General features: G+C 54.5%; 16 protein-coding genes and 1 other annotated feature. Of the genes, 11 read left to right on the top strand and 5 right to left on the bottom strand.

The genetic code is table 11. From position 1 onward, the window contains the following. Positions 1–32: 32 nt before the first annotated feature. Positions 33–284: a binding site (T-box leader), on the top strand. 75 nt (positions 285–359) lie between these two features. The 9 genes from KQI75_RS04350 (at position 360) to phoU (ending at position 9,528) form a co-directional block, all read left to right on the top strand. After that, positions 360–1,466, top strand: coding sequence for an iron-containing alcohol dehydrogenase family protein (locus tag KQI75_RS04350; protein WP_216469514.1), 1,107 nt, complete (start codon positions 360–362; stop codon positions 1,464–1,466). Beyond that, positions 1,459–2,601 (top strand): YkvI family membrane protein, encoded by a 1,143-nt coding sequence (locus KQI75_RS04345; RefSeq protein WP_216469513.1) that lies wholly within the window; start codon positions 1,459–1,461, stop codon positions 2,599–2,601. Before KQI75_RS04350 ends, KQI75_RS04345 begins: the two co-directional genes overlap by 8 nt. Positions 2,602–3,016: 415 nt before the next feature. Beyond that, the gene (locus tag KQI75_RS13815) at positions 3,017–3,301 is read left to right on the top strand and encodes a hypothetical protein (RefSeq protein ID WP_407927183.1); all 285 of its coding nucleotides are present in this window, start codon (positions 3,017–3,019) and stop codon (positions 3,299–3,301) included. Then, on the top strand, positions 3,282–5,087 hold the full coding sequence (ppk1, locus tag KQI75_RS04340) for a polyphosphate kinase 1 (RefSeq protein ID WP_407927186.1): 1,806 nt from the start codon (positions 3,282–3,284) through the stop codon (positions 5,085–5,087). The genes KQI75_RS13815 and ppk1 overlap by 20 nt, the downstream gene beginning before the upstream one ends. Positions 5,088–5,305: 218 nt before the next feature. After that, positions 5,306–6,229: a substrate-binding domain-containing protein gene (locus tag KQI75_RS04335; protein WP_407927182.1), complete on the top strand. Its 924-nt coding sequence runs from the start codon at positions 5,306–5,308 to the stop codon at positions 6,227–6,229. Positions 6,230–6,330: 101 nt separating this feature from the next. Then, positions 6,331–7,200 (top strand): phosphate ABC transporter permease subunit PstC, encoded by an 870-nt coding sequence (gene pstC / locus KQI75_RS04330; RefSeq protein WP_246566392.1) that lies wholly within the window; start codon positions 6,331–6,333, stop codon positions 7,198–7,200. 20 nt (positions 7,201–7,220) lie between these two features. Next, positions 7,221–8,084 carry a phosphate ABC transporter permease PstA gene (gene pstA, locus KQI75_RS04325; protein WP_216469915.1) on the top strand — a complete coding sequence of 288 codons (864 nt, stop codon included), beginning with the start codon at positions 7,221–7,223 and terminating at the stop codon, positions 8,082–8,084. Positions 8,085–8,111: 27 nt separating this feature from the next. Next, complete coding sequence (pstB, locus tag KQI75_RS04320; protein ID WP_407927181.1) at positions 8,112–8,858, top strand: phosphate ABC transporter ATP-binding protein PstB; 747 nt, start codon at positions 8,112–8,114, stop codon at positions 8,856–8,858. 13 nt (positions 8,859–8,871) lie between these two features. Beyond that, on the top strand, positions 8,872–9,528 hold the full coding sequence (phoU, locus tag KQI75_RS04315; protein WP_216469511.1) for a phosphate signaling complex protein PhoU: 657 nt from the start codon (positions 8,872–8,874) through the stop codon (positions 9,526–9,528). A 230-nt stretch (positions 9,529–9,758) separates the two neighbouring features. Here the strand turns inward: phoU and KQI75_RS13555 are convergent, their stop codons facing one another. Continuing rightward, complete coding sequence (locus tag KQI75_RS13555; protein ID WP_246566390.1) at positions 9,759–9,941, bottom strand: hypothetical protein; 183 nt, start codon at positions 9,939–9,941, stop codon at positions 9,759–9,761. On the opposite strand from KQI75_RS13555, the gene KQI75_RS04310 reads away from it, so the two are divergent. Together KQI75_RS04310 and KQI75_RS04305 are read left to right on the top strand one after the other, a co-directional pair. Then, a complete protein-coding gene (locus KQI75_RS04310; protein WP_330655516.1) occupies positions 9,862–10,149 on the top strand; it encodes a hypothetical protein in 288 nt (95 codons plus the stop codon). The two genes, KQI75_RS13555 and KQI75_RS04310, sit on opposite strands and share 80 nt — an antisense overlap. Positions 10,150–10,328: 179 nt before the next feature. Then, positions 10,329–11,117 carry an HAD-IIA family hydrolase gene (locus tag KQI75_RS04305; RefSeq protein ID WP_216469510.1) on the top strand — a complete coding sequence of 263 codons (789 nt, stop codon included), beginning with the start codon at positions 10,329–10,331 and terminating at the stop codon, positions 11,115–11,117. Positions 11,118–11,174: 57 nt separating this feature from the next. On the opposite strand, the gene KQI75_RS04300 is transcribed toward KQI75_RS04305, so the two are convergent. The 4 genes from KQI75_RS04300 to KQI75_RS04285 all read right to left on the bottom strand — a co-directional run bounded on the left by KQI75_RS04300 (position 11,175) and on the right by KQI75_RS04285 (position 16,046). Continuing rightward, on the bottom strand, positions 11,175–12,329 hold the full coding sequence (locus KQI75_RS04300) for a GNAT family N-acetyltransferase (protein ID WP_216469509.1): 1,155 nt from the start codon (positions 12,327–12,329) through the stop codon (positions 11,175–11,177). Continuing rightward, a complete protein-coding gene (locus tag KQI75_RS04295; RefSeq protein WP_216469508.1) occupies positions 12,326–13,234 on the bottom strand; it encodes a dihydroorotate dehydrogenase in 909 nt (302 codons plus the stop codon). Before KQI75_RS04295 ends, KQI75_RS04300 begins: the two co-directional genes overlap by 4 nt. Beyond that, the gene (locus KQI75_RS04290) at positions 13,234–14,001 is read right to left on the bottom strand and encodes a dihydroorotate dehydrogenase electron transfer subunit (RefSeq protein WP_216469507.1); all 768 of its coding nucleotides are present in this window, start codon (positions 13,999–14,001) and stop codon (positions 13,234–13,236) included. Before KQI75_RS04290 ends, KQI75_RS04295 begins: the two co-directional genes overlap by 1 nt. Positions 14,002–14,669: 668 nt before the next feature. Next, on the bottom strand, positions 14,670–16,046 hold the full coding sequence (locus KQI75_RS04285) for a polysaccharide deacetylase family protein (protein WP_216469506.1): 1,377 nt from the start codon (positions 16,044–16,046) through the stop codon (positions 14,670–14,672). Between the last annotated feature and the right edge of the window lie 134 nt (positions 16,047–16,180).

The following is a 16,180-nucleotide window of genomic DNA, read 5'->3' as shown; positions in this document are numbered from 1 at the left end:
CAGCACGCGTGTGGTATTTTAAATACGATATTTGAAAACCGTTGATCGAGACAAGTACGCTTCGTGAAGTACGCACAGAGAACTGTAGATGGTGGGATTACAGTGGTATGGATGATGCCGAATGGACTCGTGAGGGCAGCCTGAACGCCGTGTCGGCAAGTAGGCGCTGACGGAATCCCGCCGTTATCGTGGAACGCACATGTTGGTGTGTGAAAAAGTGGCCGATTTGTTATATATCGACAATATGGGTGGCACCGCAGAAGCTGACAGCTTTTGTCCCAGAGATTTCGCAGAGATGCGAAACGTGGGATAAAGGCTTTTTTTGTTGCAAATTTTTACTTGTTGGGAGCGTTTGACTTATGAAATTGGAAAATTATGAAGTACATCTGCCGAGTTACTCCATCGGCAATACCATTTATGACAAAATTGGACCGGTGTGTGAATCGTACGGCAAGACCGTTTTGGTCATCGGCGGCAGACAGGCGCTGGATGCGGCGCTGGATAAAATTCGCGCGGCGGTAGAGCAGACCGAGCTGGAGATTATCGGCGTCGAGCTGTTCGGCCAGGACTGCACCTATGCGAACGTTGAGCGCCTGCGCGCCATGCCGATTTATCACGAAGCGGATATGGTCTTTGGCGTCGGCGGCGGCAAGGCGCTGGACACGGTCAAGTGCCTGTGTATCACGGATGACAAGCCGGTGTTTACGTTCCCGACCATTGCGTCCAACTGCTCCGCCTGCACCGCCGTATCCATCATGTACAACGAGGACGGTACTTTTTTGAAGCCGAATTTCTTTGTTCGTCCCGCGATGCACGCGTTTATTGACACAGAAATCATTGCCAAAGCGCCGTGCCGCTATATGTGGGCGGGCATGGGCGATACCTACGCCAAGTTCTATGAAGCGACAATTTCCTCGCGCGACGAGCGCTTGGAGCATTTCACGGCGGTCGGCGTTGCCATCTCGCATATGTGCCGCGATCCGCTGCTCGCATACGGCGCAAAGGGCTTTGCAGACCATCAGAAGGGCATTTCCTCCTATGAAGTCGAGCAGATTATTCTGGCAATCATCGTCACAACCGGCGTCGCTTCGATTTTCTTAACCAAGGACTTCACACCGGATTACAACAGCGGACTGGCACATGCCATTTTCTATGCGCTGACCAGCTATCCGATTATCGAGGAAAAGCATCTGCACGGCGAGGTTGTCGGCTTCGGTGTTCTGCTCGCGCTGCTTGTCGATGGACAGGACGAGGAGTTTGAAAAGGTCTATCAGCTCAACAAGGCGGTCAAGCTGCCGGTTTCGCTGGAAGAAATCGAAATTTCCGAACAGCAGTGGGAGGAGAGCACAAACCGCATTCCGCACATGTCGGATGTGGCGCATTATCCGTATGCCATCACCAAGCAGATGCTTACGGACGCCATGCGCAAATTAAAGGAAAGAGCAGGACGCGAGAATCATGAATAAGCAAGCAAAAACAAGCTCTATGATTTTGGGCATTGCCTTTGTGTGGTTTACCACACATTTCGGCGGCGGCTTTGCCTCCGGCGCGCAGATTTATACTTATTATGTCAAATACGGCATCTGGTGCCTGCTTATGCCGGTGCTGGCAATGCTGTACAACGCCGTATTTTTCGTCTATTGCCTGCGCTTTGCCCGCAAGCATGAGGTATATGACTATCGCTCATACAACAATGCGTTTTACGGTAGGTTTGCCCCGATTTTTTCCAATTTGTTTGAGGTATTATATCTGTGCGTCATGTGTGTCGCACCCGCCGTTGCGTTTGCAACCGGCGGCGCCACATTGAGCACGCTGACCGGCCTGCCGTATCTGCTGTGCACGCTGCTGATCGGTGCGTTTATTTTCATCGTGGCGATTTTCGGCACGGATCTTGTGCGCAAGGTTGCTTCGGTGCTGTCTGTCTGCATCATTGCCGGTCTGCTGGTCGTGTACATTCCGAACATTATCGCAGGCTCCGGTGCCATTGCGCAGACCGTGCACGCGATGACCGCACAGCCTGCGCCGTTTGGCAAGGCGCTGTATGCAGCATTTCTGTACGGCACTTTCCAGCTCGCTAATGTCGCGGTGTTTGTTCAGCACGCCAAGTCGTTTGAAAAGCCGAATGATGCCGTCAAGAGCATGGGCATCGGCTGGATTATCAATGCGCTGCTCATGGTCATGGTGGTTCTGGGTCTGCTGTCCGTCTGCTCCAATCCGGACATTGTGAACCAGAGCGTGCCGACGCTGTTCATGGTACAAAACGGCGTGGGAAACAACGTCCTGACGCCGCTGATTTCCATTCTGATTATTCTCGGTGCGGTATCCACCGCGGTTAACATGGTCGCCGCCATGGTCAAGCGCATTTGCAGCGGCTTGGAGAAATCCCGCCCGCAGCAGATGCAGGGCAGGAAGATTACCTCCCGCCAGATTGCCGTGGCGCTGATTTGCTGCGCGGTCGATTTTGGCATCGCGCAGTTTGGCTTGCTGACGCTGATTCAAAAGGCGTACAGCGCGCTGGCATATTTGGCGATTCCGGTCATCCTGATTCCGTATATCGTGCATATGATTGCGACACGGTTTGACACCAAGCAGGTAAAATAACAAGCGTTCTCTCTTGTCATGTATCAAAAGCTGTGCTATAATAAACCAAGCTAAAGTGATGCTATGGACATGAGTTCATGCAAAAGCGAACCCCCCAGAGGCGGCCACCTCTGGGGGGTTCTTTTTTGAGGGATGTGTCGGGCTTACTTTCTATCCATCCGCTTGCAGATATAATAGCTAATTACATTTGCCGCGATAGAAAGACAAAGTGATACTATGTATGACATGAATCCACCTCCTTCCATGCGGAGGAAGCCGACGAAATTATTGTATCATACTTCTAAAATCGTGTCGAGATAGAAAGATATATCAATCCTTCTCATTACTTTACAAAGATTTTTCATTTGTGTACCAGAACATTGTACATGCAGCCGTTAGACTGGGAGATACTATTAAGGAACGAGGTCATAGTTGTATGCATGAGATGGTATATGCCAACAGAGAGCTGTCTTGGCTGAAGTTTAACGAGCGTGTGTTAGAGGAAGCGGCGAGAAAAGATGTGCCGCTGGCAGAACGTCTGTCGTTTCTATCGATTTATCAGAGCAACTTAGACGAGTTTTTCCGCGTGCGCGTCGGCACTCACGTCGACCAGATGCATTCAGATCAGGAAATTCGGGATAATAAAACCAATATGACGTCCGCAGAGCAGATTCAGTGCATTTTTTGCGGCAGTACATCGCCTGAACACCCGAAAAGATGAAATTTTCACTGAGCTCATGATGGAGCTGGAGGACGCCGGCGTGCGCGTTGTGGACTTCCATACCATTGACGAGGAGGAGAGCCGGCATCTGGAGGGCTTCTTTGACCGCGAAGTTGCACCGCTGCTGTCCCCGATTGTCGTGGACAAGCGCCAGCCGTTCCCGTTCCTGCGCAATCAGGAAATCTATGCGGCGGCCGTGCTCAAAAAGCCGAACAAGAAAAAGGAGCGTGTGGGCATTGTCGCGTGCTCCAGCAGTGCGCTGCCGCGCCTGGTGCAGGTGTCCGAGCGCCCCAAGACCTATATGCTCAGCGAGGAGCTGATTCTGCATTTTATCAGCAAGATCTTTTCGAATTATGAAATCAAGGCGAAGTCCCTGCTGCGCGTGTCGAGAAATGCCGACATTGACGCGGATGCGCTGTACGATGAAGATTTGGACTACCGCGAGTTTATGAGCGGGCTAATGAAAAAGCGCCGCCGTCTGGCACCGATTCGTCTGGAAATGAGCCGCGATTTGGACAAACGCATTGTCAAGCTGCTGTGCAAGCATCTGGAAACCGAGGAATACGCCGTATTCAAAAACAATACGCCGCTGGATCTGTCGTATCTGTTCATGCTGCAAAACACCCTGCGCGGCAACAGCGCACTGTTCTATCCGCATCGCTCGCCGCGTCAGCCTGCAAGCATACAGCGGCAGATTCCGGTGCTGGATCAGGTGCGCGAGAGCGACAAGCTGCTCTCGTATCCGTATGAGAGCATCAAACCGTTTTTGACCATGCTGCATGAGGCGGCGACAGACCCGAAGGTTGTCTCCATCAAGATGACGCTGTACCGCGTGGCAAAGGACAGTCAGGTGGTCGAGGCGCTGTGCGAGGCGGCGGAGAACGGCAAGGATGTGCTGGTTCTCGTCGAGCTGAAAGCGCGCTTTGACGAGGAAAACAACATCGAATGGTCGCGCAGACTGGAAGAAGCGGGCTGTACCGTTATTTACGGTCTCAACGGCTATAAGGTGCACTCCAAGCTGTGCCTGATTACGCGCATGGGAGAGAGCGGACAGCCGGAGTATTACACCCAAATCGGCACGGGCAATTACAACGAAAAAACCGCCCGCCTGTACACGGACTATTCCGTGCTGACGCACGATCAGGAAATCGGACGTAACGCCGCACAGGTATTTCAGGCGCTGGCGATGGGCGAGACGCTCAAAAAGAGCGGCCCGCTGCTCGTTGCGCCGCACTGCCTGCAAAACCGCGTGCTGGAGATGATTGACGAACAGATTGCCCTTGCCAAGCGCGGCGAGGAGGCGTATATCGGCGTCAAAATCAACTCGCTGACCGACAAGAAAATCATCGATGCGCTCATGGCGGCATCGCAGGCGGGCGTCAAGATTGAGATGGTTGTGCGCGGCATCTGCTGCCTGATTCCGGGCGTGCCGGGCAAGACCGAGAACATCCGCATCGTCAGCATTGTCGGCAGATTTTTGGAGCACTCGCGCATTTATATCTTCGGCACGGGAAAACAGCGCAAGATTTACATTGCGTCCGCGGACTTTATGACGCGCAACACCCTGCGCCGCGTGGAGGTTGCCGCACCGATTCGCGACGAGGCTTTGCAGGAGGAAATTCTGTCCGCATTTGATGTGATGCTGCGCGATAATTGTCAGGCGTGGAATCTCTGCTCGGACGGTGTCTATCGCAGAAACCGCAACGATCAGCCCAAGCTCAACGCACAGGAGACCTTCTTCCAGCAGGCCTATGACCGCGAACAGAAGGCAGCTGCGAAAAAGTGAAGCTGGAATCCCCGCTCGCCGGAATTGCCGGCGGACGGGGATTTTTGTCTTGCATACAAAAATCTTAACATATCTTACATAGCAGACAATGATTTTACGAAAGAAATCGGGATTTACGAATATTTTACCGCTTGACTGGTGCGAAGTTTACACGCAATGCGTAGAATAGAGCCTGTTGAAAGAAAACAATCTATGACACGAATGAAAGGACTTCGATTATGAAAGCAATGAACAAAATCAAGCGTTTCGGCGCAATGTCCCTGGCAGGTATGCTGCTGATGGGCGCACTGGCAGGCTGCGGCAATTCCACCGCAAACGACAGCAAGACCGACTCCGACAGCTCCGCAGCAGGCAGCACCGCAAGCGGCACCATTGATGTGGTATCCCGTGAGGACGGCTCCGGCACCCGCGGCGCATTCATCGAGCTGTTTGGCATCGAGACCAAGGACGCAAGCGGCAACAAGACCGACAACACCACCTCGGATGCTATCATTGCAAACCAGACCGAAGTTATGATGCAGAATGTACAGGGCGATGAGAACGCCATCGGTTATGCATCTCTCGGCTCGATGAGCGACTCCGTCAAGGCAGTCAAGATTGACGGCGCAGAGGCAACCACCGAAAACGTGCTCAACGGCTCGTACAAGATTTCCCGTCCGTTCAACGTTGCAACTAAGAGCGACCTGAGCGCAGCAGCACAGGATTTCCTCAACTACATCCTGTCCGCAGACGGTCAGAAGATCATCTCCGACAACGGCTACATTCCGGTAGATGACAAGGCACAGGCATATCAGGCAGGCAGTGCTTCCGGCGATGTCACGGTTGCCGGTTCTTCCTCTGTCACTCCGGTTATGGAAAAGCTGAAGGAAGCATATGAGGGCGTCAACAAAAACGTCAAGGTAACCGTACAGGAGTCCGACTCTACCACCGGCATGACCAGCGCAAGCGAGGGCACCTGCGACATCGGCATGGCATCCCGCGACCTGACCGATGAGGAGAAGCAGAACCTGACCCCGACGGAAATCGCTCTGGACGGCATTGCAGTCATCGTCAATCCGAGCAACGGCATTGAGAATCTGACCTCGGATCAGGTAAAGGGCATCTTTACCGGCGAGATCACCGACTGGGCTGACGTACAGTAAACAAACAAGCAGCACAAAACACAGCAGCCTTCCGTCCGTCAAACGACGGGAGGTTGCTTGCTGTAAAACCGATGAATTCAAACAAAGAGGGTTTCATTTGTATGGTAAAACGACAAAAAATCATGGAGCGCGGCATGTCGTGGCTGTTCGCCCTGTGCGCATGCATGTCCATTGTCGCCGTCGCGCTGATCTGTGTATTCCTGTTTGCCAACGGCATTCCGGCAATCAAGGAAATCGGTGCGGTGCAATTCCTGTTCGGCACGGACTGGTCCCCGAAAAACCAGCCGGCAAGCTACGGCATTCTGCCGATGATTATCGGCAGCTTGTGCGTCACCGCGGGCGCGGTTGTCATCGGTCTGCCGATTGGCCTGCTCACTGCCATTTATCTGTCTCGCTTCTGCCCGGAAAAGCTGCATAAGGCGCTGGAGCCGCTGGTGCAGCTGATGGCAGGCATCCCGTCTATTATTTACGGCTTTTTTGGTCTGGTCGTCATGGTTCCGCTCGCGCGCAACCTGCACGGCTGCACCGGCGTCAGCATGCTGACCGCCGCTGTGCTGCTCGGCATCATGATTCTGCCGACCATCATCAATCTGAGTGAATCCGCACTCAACGCGGTTCCAAACAGCTACTATGAGGGCGCACTGGCGCTCGGCTCCACGCATGAGCACGCGACGTTCTTCGCAGTGCTTCCGGCGGCAAAATCCGGCATTCTGGCGGCTGCTGTGCTCGGCATCGGCAGAGCCATCGGTGAGACCATGGCGATTATCATGGTGGCGGGCAATCAGGCGCGCATCCCGACCAGCATTCTGCGCGGCGTGCGCACGATGACCGCAAACATCGTATTGGAAATGGGCTACGCAACCGGTCTGCATCGGCAGGCATTGATTGCAACCGGCGTGGTGCTGTTCATCTTTATTCTGATTATCAATATTTCGTTCGCAATCATCAAAAAGAGAGGTGAGAAAATATGACCGGAAGCAGAGCCTTGGAAATGCCGCGGCAGCGCACGAGCCGCAGAGATTCTTCTCCCGAGCCGACACAGAAGGTGCAGTCGCTGATTTTGCGCCTGCTCGTGTACGGCGCAGCCATCTTCACGTTCGCGGTGCTCGCGTTCCTGATTGGCTATATTCTCATCAAGGGCATCCCGTATCTGACGCCGGATCTGTTCTCGTGGACGTATAATTCTACCAACTGCTCGATGCTGCCGTCCATCATCACGACTGTGGAGATGACGCTGCTGTCGCTGCTCATCGCCATTCCGATCAGCGTGTTCACCGCAGTCTATCTGGTAGAGTACGCAAAGAAGGGCAACAAGCTGGTGGGACTCATGCGCCTGACCGCGGAGACCCTGTCCGGCATCCCGTCCATTGTGTACGGCCTGTTCGGTATGCTGTTCTTTGTCACCCAGCTGCACTGGAAGCTGTCGCTGCTGTCCGGCGCGATGACGCTGTCCATCATGGTGCTGCCGCTCATCATGCGAAGCACGGAGGAAGCGCTGCTCGCTGTGCCGGATATGTACCGCGAGGCGAGCTTCGGACTGGGCGCGGGCAGACTGCGCACGGTGTTCCGCATTGTGCTGCCGTCCGCGATGCCGGGCATTCTGGCAGGCATCATTCTGGCAGTCGGCCGCATCGTCGGCGAGACCGCCGCACTGATTTACACCGCAGGCACCGCGACGGATATGGCAACCGGACTGTTTTCCTCCGGCCGCACGCTGGCGGTTCACATGTACTGCCTGTCCAGTGAGGGTCTGCACACGGATCAGGCGTATGCAACGGCTGTTGTGCTGCTGCTGATTGTTTTGGCAATGAACACCATCTCCGCGCTCATCGCACGGAAGCTGACGAAAAAGTAAGAGGAACTATCATTTATGAGTATGCATATGAAATATAAAATTCAGGACTTGAATCTGCACTACGGACAGTTCCACGCCCTCAAGGACATCAATCTGGAGCTGCCGGAAAAGGAAATCACCGCGTTTATCGGCCCGTCCGGCTGCGGCAAATCCACCCTGCTCAAGACACTCAACCGCATGAATGACTTGGTTGAAGGCTGCAAGATTGACGGTACGGTTTTGCTGGACGGCGAGGACATTTTTGGCAATATGGACGTCAATATGCTGCGCCGCCGCGTTGGCATGGTGTTCCAGAAGCCGAATCCGTTCCCGATGAGCATTTATGACAACATCGCGTTCGGCCCGCGCACCCACGGCATTCACAAAAAGGCGGTGCTGGATGAAATCGTCGAAAAGAGCCTGCGCAGCGCGGCAATCTGGGACGAGGTCAAGGACAGACTGGACAAGAGCGCACTGGGCATGTCCGGCGGACAGCAGCAGAGACTGTGCATTGCGCGCGCGCTCGCCATCGAGCCGGAAGTGCTGCTGATGGACGAGCCGACATCGGCGCTGGACCCGATTTCCACGATGAAGGTGGAGGATCTGGTGCAGGATCTCAAGCAGGATTACACCATTGTCATGGTCACGCATAACATGCAGCAGGCAACCCGTGTTTCGGACAAGACGGCATTTTTCCTGCTGGGCGAAGTGGTGGAGTTTAACGAGACCTCTGAGCTGTTCTCGATGCCGAAGGATCAGCGCACCGAGAACTATATCACCGGCAGATTCGGTTAATGGGAGGACAACTATGCGAACCAAATATGACAAGCAGTTGACGGCTCTGCACGATGAGCTGATTGCAATGGGTGCCCTGTGCGAGGCGGCAATTCAGTACGCCGTACAAGCACTGCGCACGCGCGACACCGAACTGGCAAAGCGCACCATGCAGGGAGACAAGGAAATAGACCAGAAGGAACGAATCATTGAGAGCGCCTGCCTCAAGCTGCTGCTGGAGCAGCAGCCGGTAGCGCGCGATCTGCGCGAAGTGTCCGCCGCCCTCAAGATGGTCACGGATCTGGAGCGCATCGGCGATCTCGCGGAGGACATTGCGGATGTCTCGCTGTTTTTGTGCGAGAGACCGGATTATACCGCGCCGGAGCAGATTGATTTCATGGTGGAGGCTGCGACCAAGATGGTGCACGACTCCATCGACGCCTTTGTCGCAAACGATCTGGCAAAGGCACACAGCGTGATGGAATACGACGATGTCGTAGACCGTCTGTTCAATGAGGTGCGCACGGTGCTGGTCAAGCGCATTCACGCATCCATGGAGGATGCCGAGCAGGCCATGGACATCATGATGGTTGCCAAGTATCTGGAGCGCATCGGAGATCATGCGGTCAATATCTCGGAGTGGGTGGAATTCTCTATCACCGGTACCTATAAAAATTCCCGCGTGCTGTGAGGCGGGACGCATGAAGATTTATGTGGTAGACAGCGACGAGGGCACGCGCAGCATGCTGCTGTCGCGCATGCACGCCATTTTGCGGCGTTGGATATAAAATCAGCTGAACGAAAGACTCGGAGCAAATTCCGGGTCTTTTTGTCTATTTTACGTTTATTTTACGTGCAGATTGTTTTGTATTTTACATACACTCCGTATACTTGACGATGATGAAACGAAAGGTCTGTATATCATAGGAGGAAATTATGAATGAGATTATGACGACGGTCTTTGGATTGGCCGGAGGTCTCGCGCTGTTCCTGTTCGGCATGAACAGCTATCTTCGGTGCGAACATCGGCACGACCATCACCGCGCTGCTGGCATCCATTGGCCAGTCCAAGGCTGCCAAGCGCACCGTGATTTCGCACAGCATTTTCAACATCACCGGCGCCATTGTCTTTGCCTGTCTGATTCGCCCGTTTGCGGCATTTATCACGTATATCTCTCCGAGCGGCAACGAGGTGGACGTCATTGCCCGCCAGATTGCCAACGCGCACAATCCGCTGGAAAATCTTTCGATGCAGCAGCTGAACGCGATGTATGACGGGCAGTACAAGCAGTGGACGGATTTGAGCAAATAAACAGCAATGAAACACAAATTTCTTTGCATAACGTAAAAAATATGATATACTGAATACAAGCTGGAAATTTTATCGTTTCCCAACATACCGTTCCGGCAGCAAATACTGTTTGAAGATACAGAGGGGGATTGCACGTGCGGTGCGATGCCCCTTTTTCGCCGGAAAGAAAGGACGAACATATGGATCGTTTGAGACAAAAGAATGGATTTATCTGTGATATGGACGGTGTCATCTATCATGGCAACCGGATTCTGCCCGGCGTGCGGGAATTTGTCGATTGGCTGCAAAAGGAGAACAAGCATTTTCTGTTCCTGACCAATTCCAACCACTCGACACCGCGCGAGCTGCAGCAGAAGCTGGCGCGCATGGGACTGGATGTCGACGAGTCGCATTTTTATACCAGTGCGCTGGCAACGGCGAGCTTTTTGAAGTTGCAGGCACCGGGATGCAGCGCGTATGCTGTCGGTGACCATGGCTTACAGAATGCGCTGTTTGCCGCAGGCATCACGATTAACGATGTTGATCCGGACTATGTAGTCATCGGTGAGTCGCAGTCGTTCAGCTATGACAACATCGTCAATGCGGTGCGCCTCGTCAACAAGGGCGCGAAGCTCATCGGCACCAACTCAGACTTGACCGGCCCGACCGAAAACGGTATTGTGCCGGGCTGCCGCGCGCTGATTTCCCCGATTGAGATGGCGACCGGCAAAAAGGCGTACTTTGTCGGCAAGCCGAATCCGCTCATGATGCGCACAGGTCTGCGCCTGCTCGGCGTGCACTCGGAGGACGCCGTCATGATCGGTGACCGCATGGATACCGACATTGTCGCAGGCATCGAGTCGGGTCTGGATACCGTATTGGTGCTGTCCGGCGTCACAAGCCGCGAGGACATTGCCAACTATCCGTACAGCCCGCGTCTGGTGCTCAACGGCGTCGGAGATATTCCGGCATTCGCAGAAGCAGAATAAATAATACTAGCAGAGACAGAAAAAAATCCCACTGGACAAACCAGTGGGATTTTTTGCTTATCTTACCGAAATATTTCGTCTGAGCACGGCAAAGGTGCCGTTTTCATCGTGAAATTCGCTGTACGGTTCAAAATCGTTGTGCCGGTAGAAGTTGACCGCGTGCGGCTTGTGCTGCGCTGGTGTTGCCTCCAGAACCCGCTTGCCCAAGCGGCGATACAGACACACCGCATGCGTGATGAGCTGCGGGCCGAAGCCGAAGCCGCGGAATTTTTCCAAAATGCACGTGCCGCCCATCTTGCCGACCGGAGATTGCGCCGGATAGGCTTGGGTGTTCATGCAGATGAGACCGCCGATTTCCTTGTCCACCATGCCGAACGCAACCGCCTCCGGATGGATTTCCTGAAATCCGCGCAGACGCGCCTCGATTTGCGCGTCGGTCAGCGGAACCTTGCGGTAGGAATCGGTTTCATGGAACATGGACAGGCACAGCTGCTTGTCTGTCGGGTTGTCCCAGTCGACGGCGCGGAACCACATCTGCGGGGATGCCGGAACGTCCTTGTCATCGCTCCATTTGAGCGAAGCAAAAGTGGAAAGCTGCTGCGGCAGGTGAGAATTGTCATTGCGGTACGGTACGTCAATGCTGCCGTCCTCGTGGAAAATCATCTTGGCAACACAGGTGTTGTCGCCCCAGCCGACCTGCATCATGTCCTCGGCGCGCAGACCCAGCGCGAGCGTCAAAATGCCGCGGATGGCAGAGCCGTGGCACACAAGCGCAATGGTATTTCCGGCTTGTTCCTGCGCAATGCTGCGCATTTCCGCCAGCGCGCGCGCACCGGCTTCCATAATCGTCTCGCCGTGCGGCGGACGGCAGTCCCACGGATGCGTGCACCAAGTATCATATAATTCCGGATAATCAATCGGGAGCTTTGCCCACGCTTCATCTTCCCAGTCGCCCATGTAAATTTCGCGCAGGGCGGGGCGCTCGATGACGGTCAGCTTGTGCGGGCGGGCGATTGCCATGGCGGTGAATCGCGCGCGCCACAAATCACTGGAATACACCGCGTCCAAATAGGTATCGGCAAAGCGCTTGCCGACAACTTCCGCCTGCTCCAAGCCGCGGCGGGTGAGCATACTGTCATAGTGGCCGTGGCAGCGGCGGCCTAAATTGCCCTCCGCTTCCGCGTGCCGAACGAGATAGATGGTTGTGCTCATAGACGCACGGCTCCTGTCAGCTCAGTGACCGACTTGACGCCGTGGCTGTCGCAGAATTCGTCCAGCTCATGCAGCGCCTTAATCGGCGCCATCGGGTCAGCAAAGCAAGCCGTGCCGATGGCAACGGCGTTTGCGCCCGCCAGCATCATCTCGACAATGTCGCGGCCGGTACGAATGCCGCCCATGCCGATAATCGGCACATCGACAGCCTGACGCACCTGATATACCATGCGGACAGCGACAGGGAACACGGCTGGACCCGACAGACCGCCCATGATATTGGACAGAATCGGACGGCGGGATTCCACATCAATGCGCATGCCGAGCAGCGTGTTAATCAAAGACAGCGCATCGGCACCGGCGGAAACAGCGGCGCGGGCGATTTCTGCGATGTCTGTGACGTTCGGGGTCAGCTTGACAATCAGCGGCTTCTTTGCCACTGCCTTGGCAGCGGAAACCACTTCCTCGACCATTTTCGGCTGGGTGCCGAAGGTCAGACCGCCGCACTTGACGTTCGGGCAGGAAATGTTCATCTCAATCAGATCAATGTCTGCATCCGAGATTTTTTCCACGATGCCCACGTATTCTTCAACGCTGTGACCGGAGACATTGGCGATAATTTTGGTGTCGAACTGACGCAGATACGGGATTTCCTCCTGAATAAAGCGGTCAACGCCCGGATTTTGCAGGCCGACGCAGTTGAGAATGCCCATCGGAGTCTCCGCGATGCGCGGAGCCGGATTGCCGAGCTGTTCCTCCGGCGTCAAACCCTTGGCGCCGACGCCGCCCAGCTCACCGAGATCGTAAAAATTGGCATATTCATGACCGAAACCGAACGTGCCGGAAGCAGTCGTCACAGGGTTTTTGAGCTCAACCCCACAAAAATTTACACGAAGATCTGCCATTACCACTGCACCTCCTTGGAATCAAATACCGGACCATCCTTGCAGACGTGACCGTAGCGTGTGCTGCCGTCCTTGTTTTTGAGTGAGCAGACGCACACGAGACATGCACCGATGCCGCAGCCCATGCGCTCCTCCATAGATACCTGACACGGAATGCCCTTGGCCTCCGCGATGTCAGCCAGTGCGTGCAGCATTGGCTTCGGACCGCAGGCGCAGACGGATGTGAACTCGTCCAGATGCTCCTTCAAAACATCCGATACAAAGCCGTGAATGCCGTAAGAGCCGTCATCGGTTGCCGTGTATACCGTGCCAACCGCCTGAAAATCATCCTCCAGAATTACCGCATCCTTGTTGCGGAAACCGAGAATGGCAGTCGGCTGTGCGCCGGCGGCGCGTGCAGCCTGCATGGTTTGCAGCATAGGCGGAACACCGATGCCACCGCCGATAAATACCGGACGGTCACCGAGGCGGGTCAGGTCAAAGCCGTTGCCGACCGGTCCGAGAATATCCAGCGTGTCACCGACCTTACGCTGAGACAGCCACTTGGTACCCTCTCCCTTGACAACAAAGACGATTTTCAGCGTCTCGTCATGTGCCTGACAAATCGAAATCGGGCGGCGCAGCAAATTGGCATCACCGCAGGTGATGTGAACAAACTGGCCGGGCTTTGCCAGAGCGACAATTTTCGGCGCGTGAATGGTGAGCGCGAAGATGTTGCGGCTCAGTGTCTGATTGTCCCGAACGGTGCAGATTTCCTGTATGGACATGGAACAAACCTCCTGTAATTTTTTGTAGAACGATTGTTTGTGTGAATTTTGCCTTCATGGAGAGATAGCCTGATGCGTGCCAGATAACCGGCTGCTCCCTCAGTCTTGCCGCAAGGCGGCAATCCAGCTCCCTCAAGGAGGGAGCCAGCCCTCTCTGTCGCTGCGCGACATCTCTCCCAAAGGGAGAGACAAGTTTGGGGTGCGCGGAAAACCAAAGCCTTCCTCCCTGAGGAAGGTGGCACGGCGCAAGCCGTGACGGAAGGAGCAGCACGCTGACAGGTTCGCGCAAGAGATAGCCTGATGCGTCAGGCGTGCAGCTCGCTCCGGCTTCTCGGCTCTCCCTTTGGGAGAGCTGGCATTTGCGAAGCAAATGACTGAGAGGGCAGCACGCGAACCAATTCGCATCAGGGCAAACCGGAGAAAGAATATAACTAATACAAGCCCTCTCTGTCGCTGCGCGACATCTCTCCCGGAGGGAGAGACAGGTTTGGACTGCGCGTAAGAGCAAAACCCAGCCCTCTCTGTCGCTGCGCGACATCTCTCCCAAAGGGAGAGACAAGTTTGGGCTGCGCGTAAGACCAAAAGAAACACTCTTATGCTTTATTTTACATGATTTTTCCGCGAAAGAAAACCCCTGACGGATGAAAATCCGACAGGGGATATATTTCTCAGCAAAATGTTTTGGCGATGATGGTTGCGACCTGCTCGCGGGTGCTGTTTGTGTGCGGGGAGAGCAGAACCTTGTGTCCGCTCGGTATGCCGGAGATGACGCCGTTGGCAATCGCCCAGTTCATCGCGGGCCGTGCCCAGTCAGAAACCTGCTTGGCATCCGCATAATGCTTCTTGTGCAGGAGATCGGAAACCGCCGGGCTGCCGGAATACCGGTACAGCATGACAATCAGCTGTTCGCGGCTGATTGGGTCATTGGGGCGGAATTCATTGGGCAGAACACCCGAGGTGATGCGCGTTTGATATGCCCAAGTGACTGCCTGCTGATACCATGCGCCGGAGGCAACGTCATGGAACGGCGTCCGACCGGAAACCGCCGGTTTGCCCGCCAGCGCATACAAAACCTGTACGCTCTCTGCACGGGTCAAGGTTTTGGTAGGCTGGAAGGTGTCGCCGCTTGTGCCGCGCATATAATTGGCGCTGTACACCTGCTCGATGTACGGCGTAGACCATTTGGACGCGGAAACATCGGTAAAGATGCGCGATACCGACTGATCGACATAGTCCTCAAATTGTGCCATCGTGGTGGAGCGGTGCATGCGATAGCGCGGAATCGTGTAAAAATCATCGGAAATCTTCCAGCGGTTGCCGCCTGCACAGATGCCGAAATGATAATACCGCGCCGTGAGCGACAGCGTGGTTTTCGTGTATCCGCCCTCCGGATATGTGAGGGCAATCGGGCTTTTGCCGGTCAGCTCACGGAGCTGCCGCTGGGATTCCTTCATCTCATATTCCTGCTGCGAAGCATTGAGCTTGGTCATGTTGGCATGTGTGAGCGAATGGCTCTGAATCGAGACCACACCGCTGTCGGACAGTTCCTTGATTTGCTCGCGCGTCATATTGTGCTGTCTGTCCAGATTGTTCGGAACGACGAAAAATGTTGCTTTCATGCCAAATTCCTTGAGCATGGGATAAACCGTCGTGTAATTGTCTGCATAGCCGTCGTCAAACGTCAGCAAAACCGGCTTGGGATACCGCTCCAAGTGGTCTAAATCCTCAAACGTGATGGTCTGATAGCCGTGATCCTTTAAATATTGCAGCTGCTGACGAAACACAGACGGAGAAGTAAACATCTCACGGCTGCCCCAAATGTCATCAGAAATCAAATGATACATGAGCACCGGCACGGAGCGCTTGCGCTGAATGTCGGATTTTTGCAGCCCGACGCTGTACTGTGCGGCGTCGGATACAGAAATCTGTGCGTCATTTTGTGCAGCTGCGTAAGCCTGTTCGTTCAAGGCGAGCGCAGAGGCGGAAACCAGCACGCTGGTACACAGCAGCGCGGATGCCGCGCGCAAAATTTTTCGATTATCCATATGCATACCTCTTATTTTCCCAAAAACTGTGTTGCAGTTACATAATACAAACTCAGTGTACCATGAAACGTCTGTCATAACAATGGAAAAAACATTAAGAAATATTAAGATTTTCAAAAGCGGTGCGGGACGGC

The organism is Butyricicoccus intestinisimiae (genome assembly GCF_018918345.1).
Taxonomy (GTDB): Bacteria; Bacillota; Clostridia; order Oscillospirales; family Butyricicoccaceae; genus Butyricicoccus_A; species Butyricicoccus_A intestinisimiae.
The sequence above is the reverse complement of the archived record's forward strand: the minus strand, read 5'-3'. Positions and strand labels throughout refer to the sequence as shown.

What these genes read in the sequence shown, in the direction of transcription:
- phoU (WP_216469511.1), top strand. Translation starts at nt 8,872, where the DNA reads ATGCGAACCAAATATGACAAGCAGTTGACGGCTCTGCACGATGAGCTG.
- KQI75_RS04285 (WP_216469506.1), bottom strand. Translation starts at nt 16,046, where the DNA reads ATGGATAATCGAAAAATTTTGCGCGCGGCATCCGCGCTGCTGTGTACC.
- KQI75_RS04335 (WP_407927182.1), top strand. Translation starts at nt 5,306, where the DNA reads ATGAAAGCAATGAACAAAATCAAGCGTTTCGGCGCAATGTCCCTGGCA.
- KQI75_RS13555 (WP_246566390.1), bottom strand. Translation starts at nt 9,941, where the DNA reads ATGCTGTGCGAAATCACGGTGCGCTTGGCAGCCTTGGACTGGCCAATG.
- KQI75_RS04305 (WP_216469510.1), top strand. Translation starts at nt 10,329, where the DNA reads ATGGATCGTTTGAGACAAAAGAATGGATTTATCTGTGATATGGACGGT.
- pstB (WP_407927181.1), top strand. Translation starts at nt 8,112, where the DNA reads ATGAAATATAAAATTCAGGACTTGAATCTGCACTACGGACAGTTCCAC.
- KQI75_RS04345 (WP_216469513.1), top strand. Translation starts at nt 1,459, where the DNA reads ATGAATAAGCAAGCAAAAACAAGCTCTATGATTTTGGGCATTGCCTTT.
- KQI75_RS04300 (WP_216469509.1), bottom strand. Translation starts at nt 12,329, where the DNA reads ATGAGCACAACCATCTATCTCGTTCGGCACGCGGAAGCGGAGGGCAAT.
- pstA (WP_216469915.1), top strand. Translation starts at nt 7,221, where the DNA reads ATGCCGCGGCAGCGCACGAGCCGCAGAGATTCTTCTCCCGAGCCGACA.
- KQI75_RS13815 (WP_407927183.1), top strand. Translation starts at nt 3,017, where the DNA reads ATGCATGAGATGGTATATGCCAACAGAGAGCTGTCTTGGCTGAAGTTT.
- KQI75_RS04290 (WP_216469507.1), bottom strand. Translation starts at nt 14,001, where the DNA reads ATGTCCATACAGGAAATCTGCACCGTTCGGGACAATCAGACACTGAGC.
- KQI75_RS04350 (WP_216469514.1), top strand. Translation starts at nt 360, where the DNA reads ATGAAATTGGAAAATTATGAAGTACATCTGCCGAGTTACTCCATCGGC.
- pstC (WP_246566392.1), top strand. Translation starts at nt 6,331, where the DNA reads ATGGTAAAACGACAAAAAATCATGGAGCGCGGCATGTCGTGGCTGTTC.
- KQI75_RS04295 (WP_216469508.1), bottom strand. Translation starts at nt 13,234, where the DNA reads ATGGCAGATCTTCGTGTAAATTTTTGTGGGGTTGAGCTCAAAAACCCT.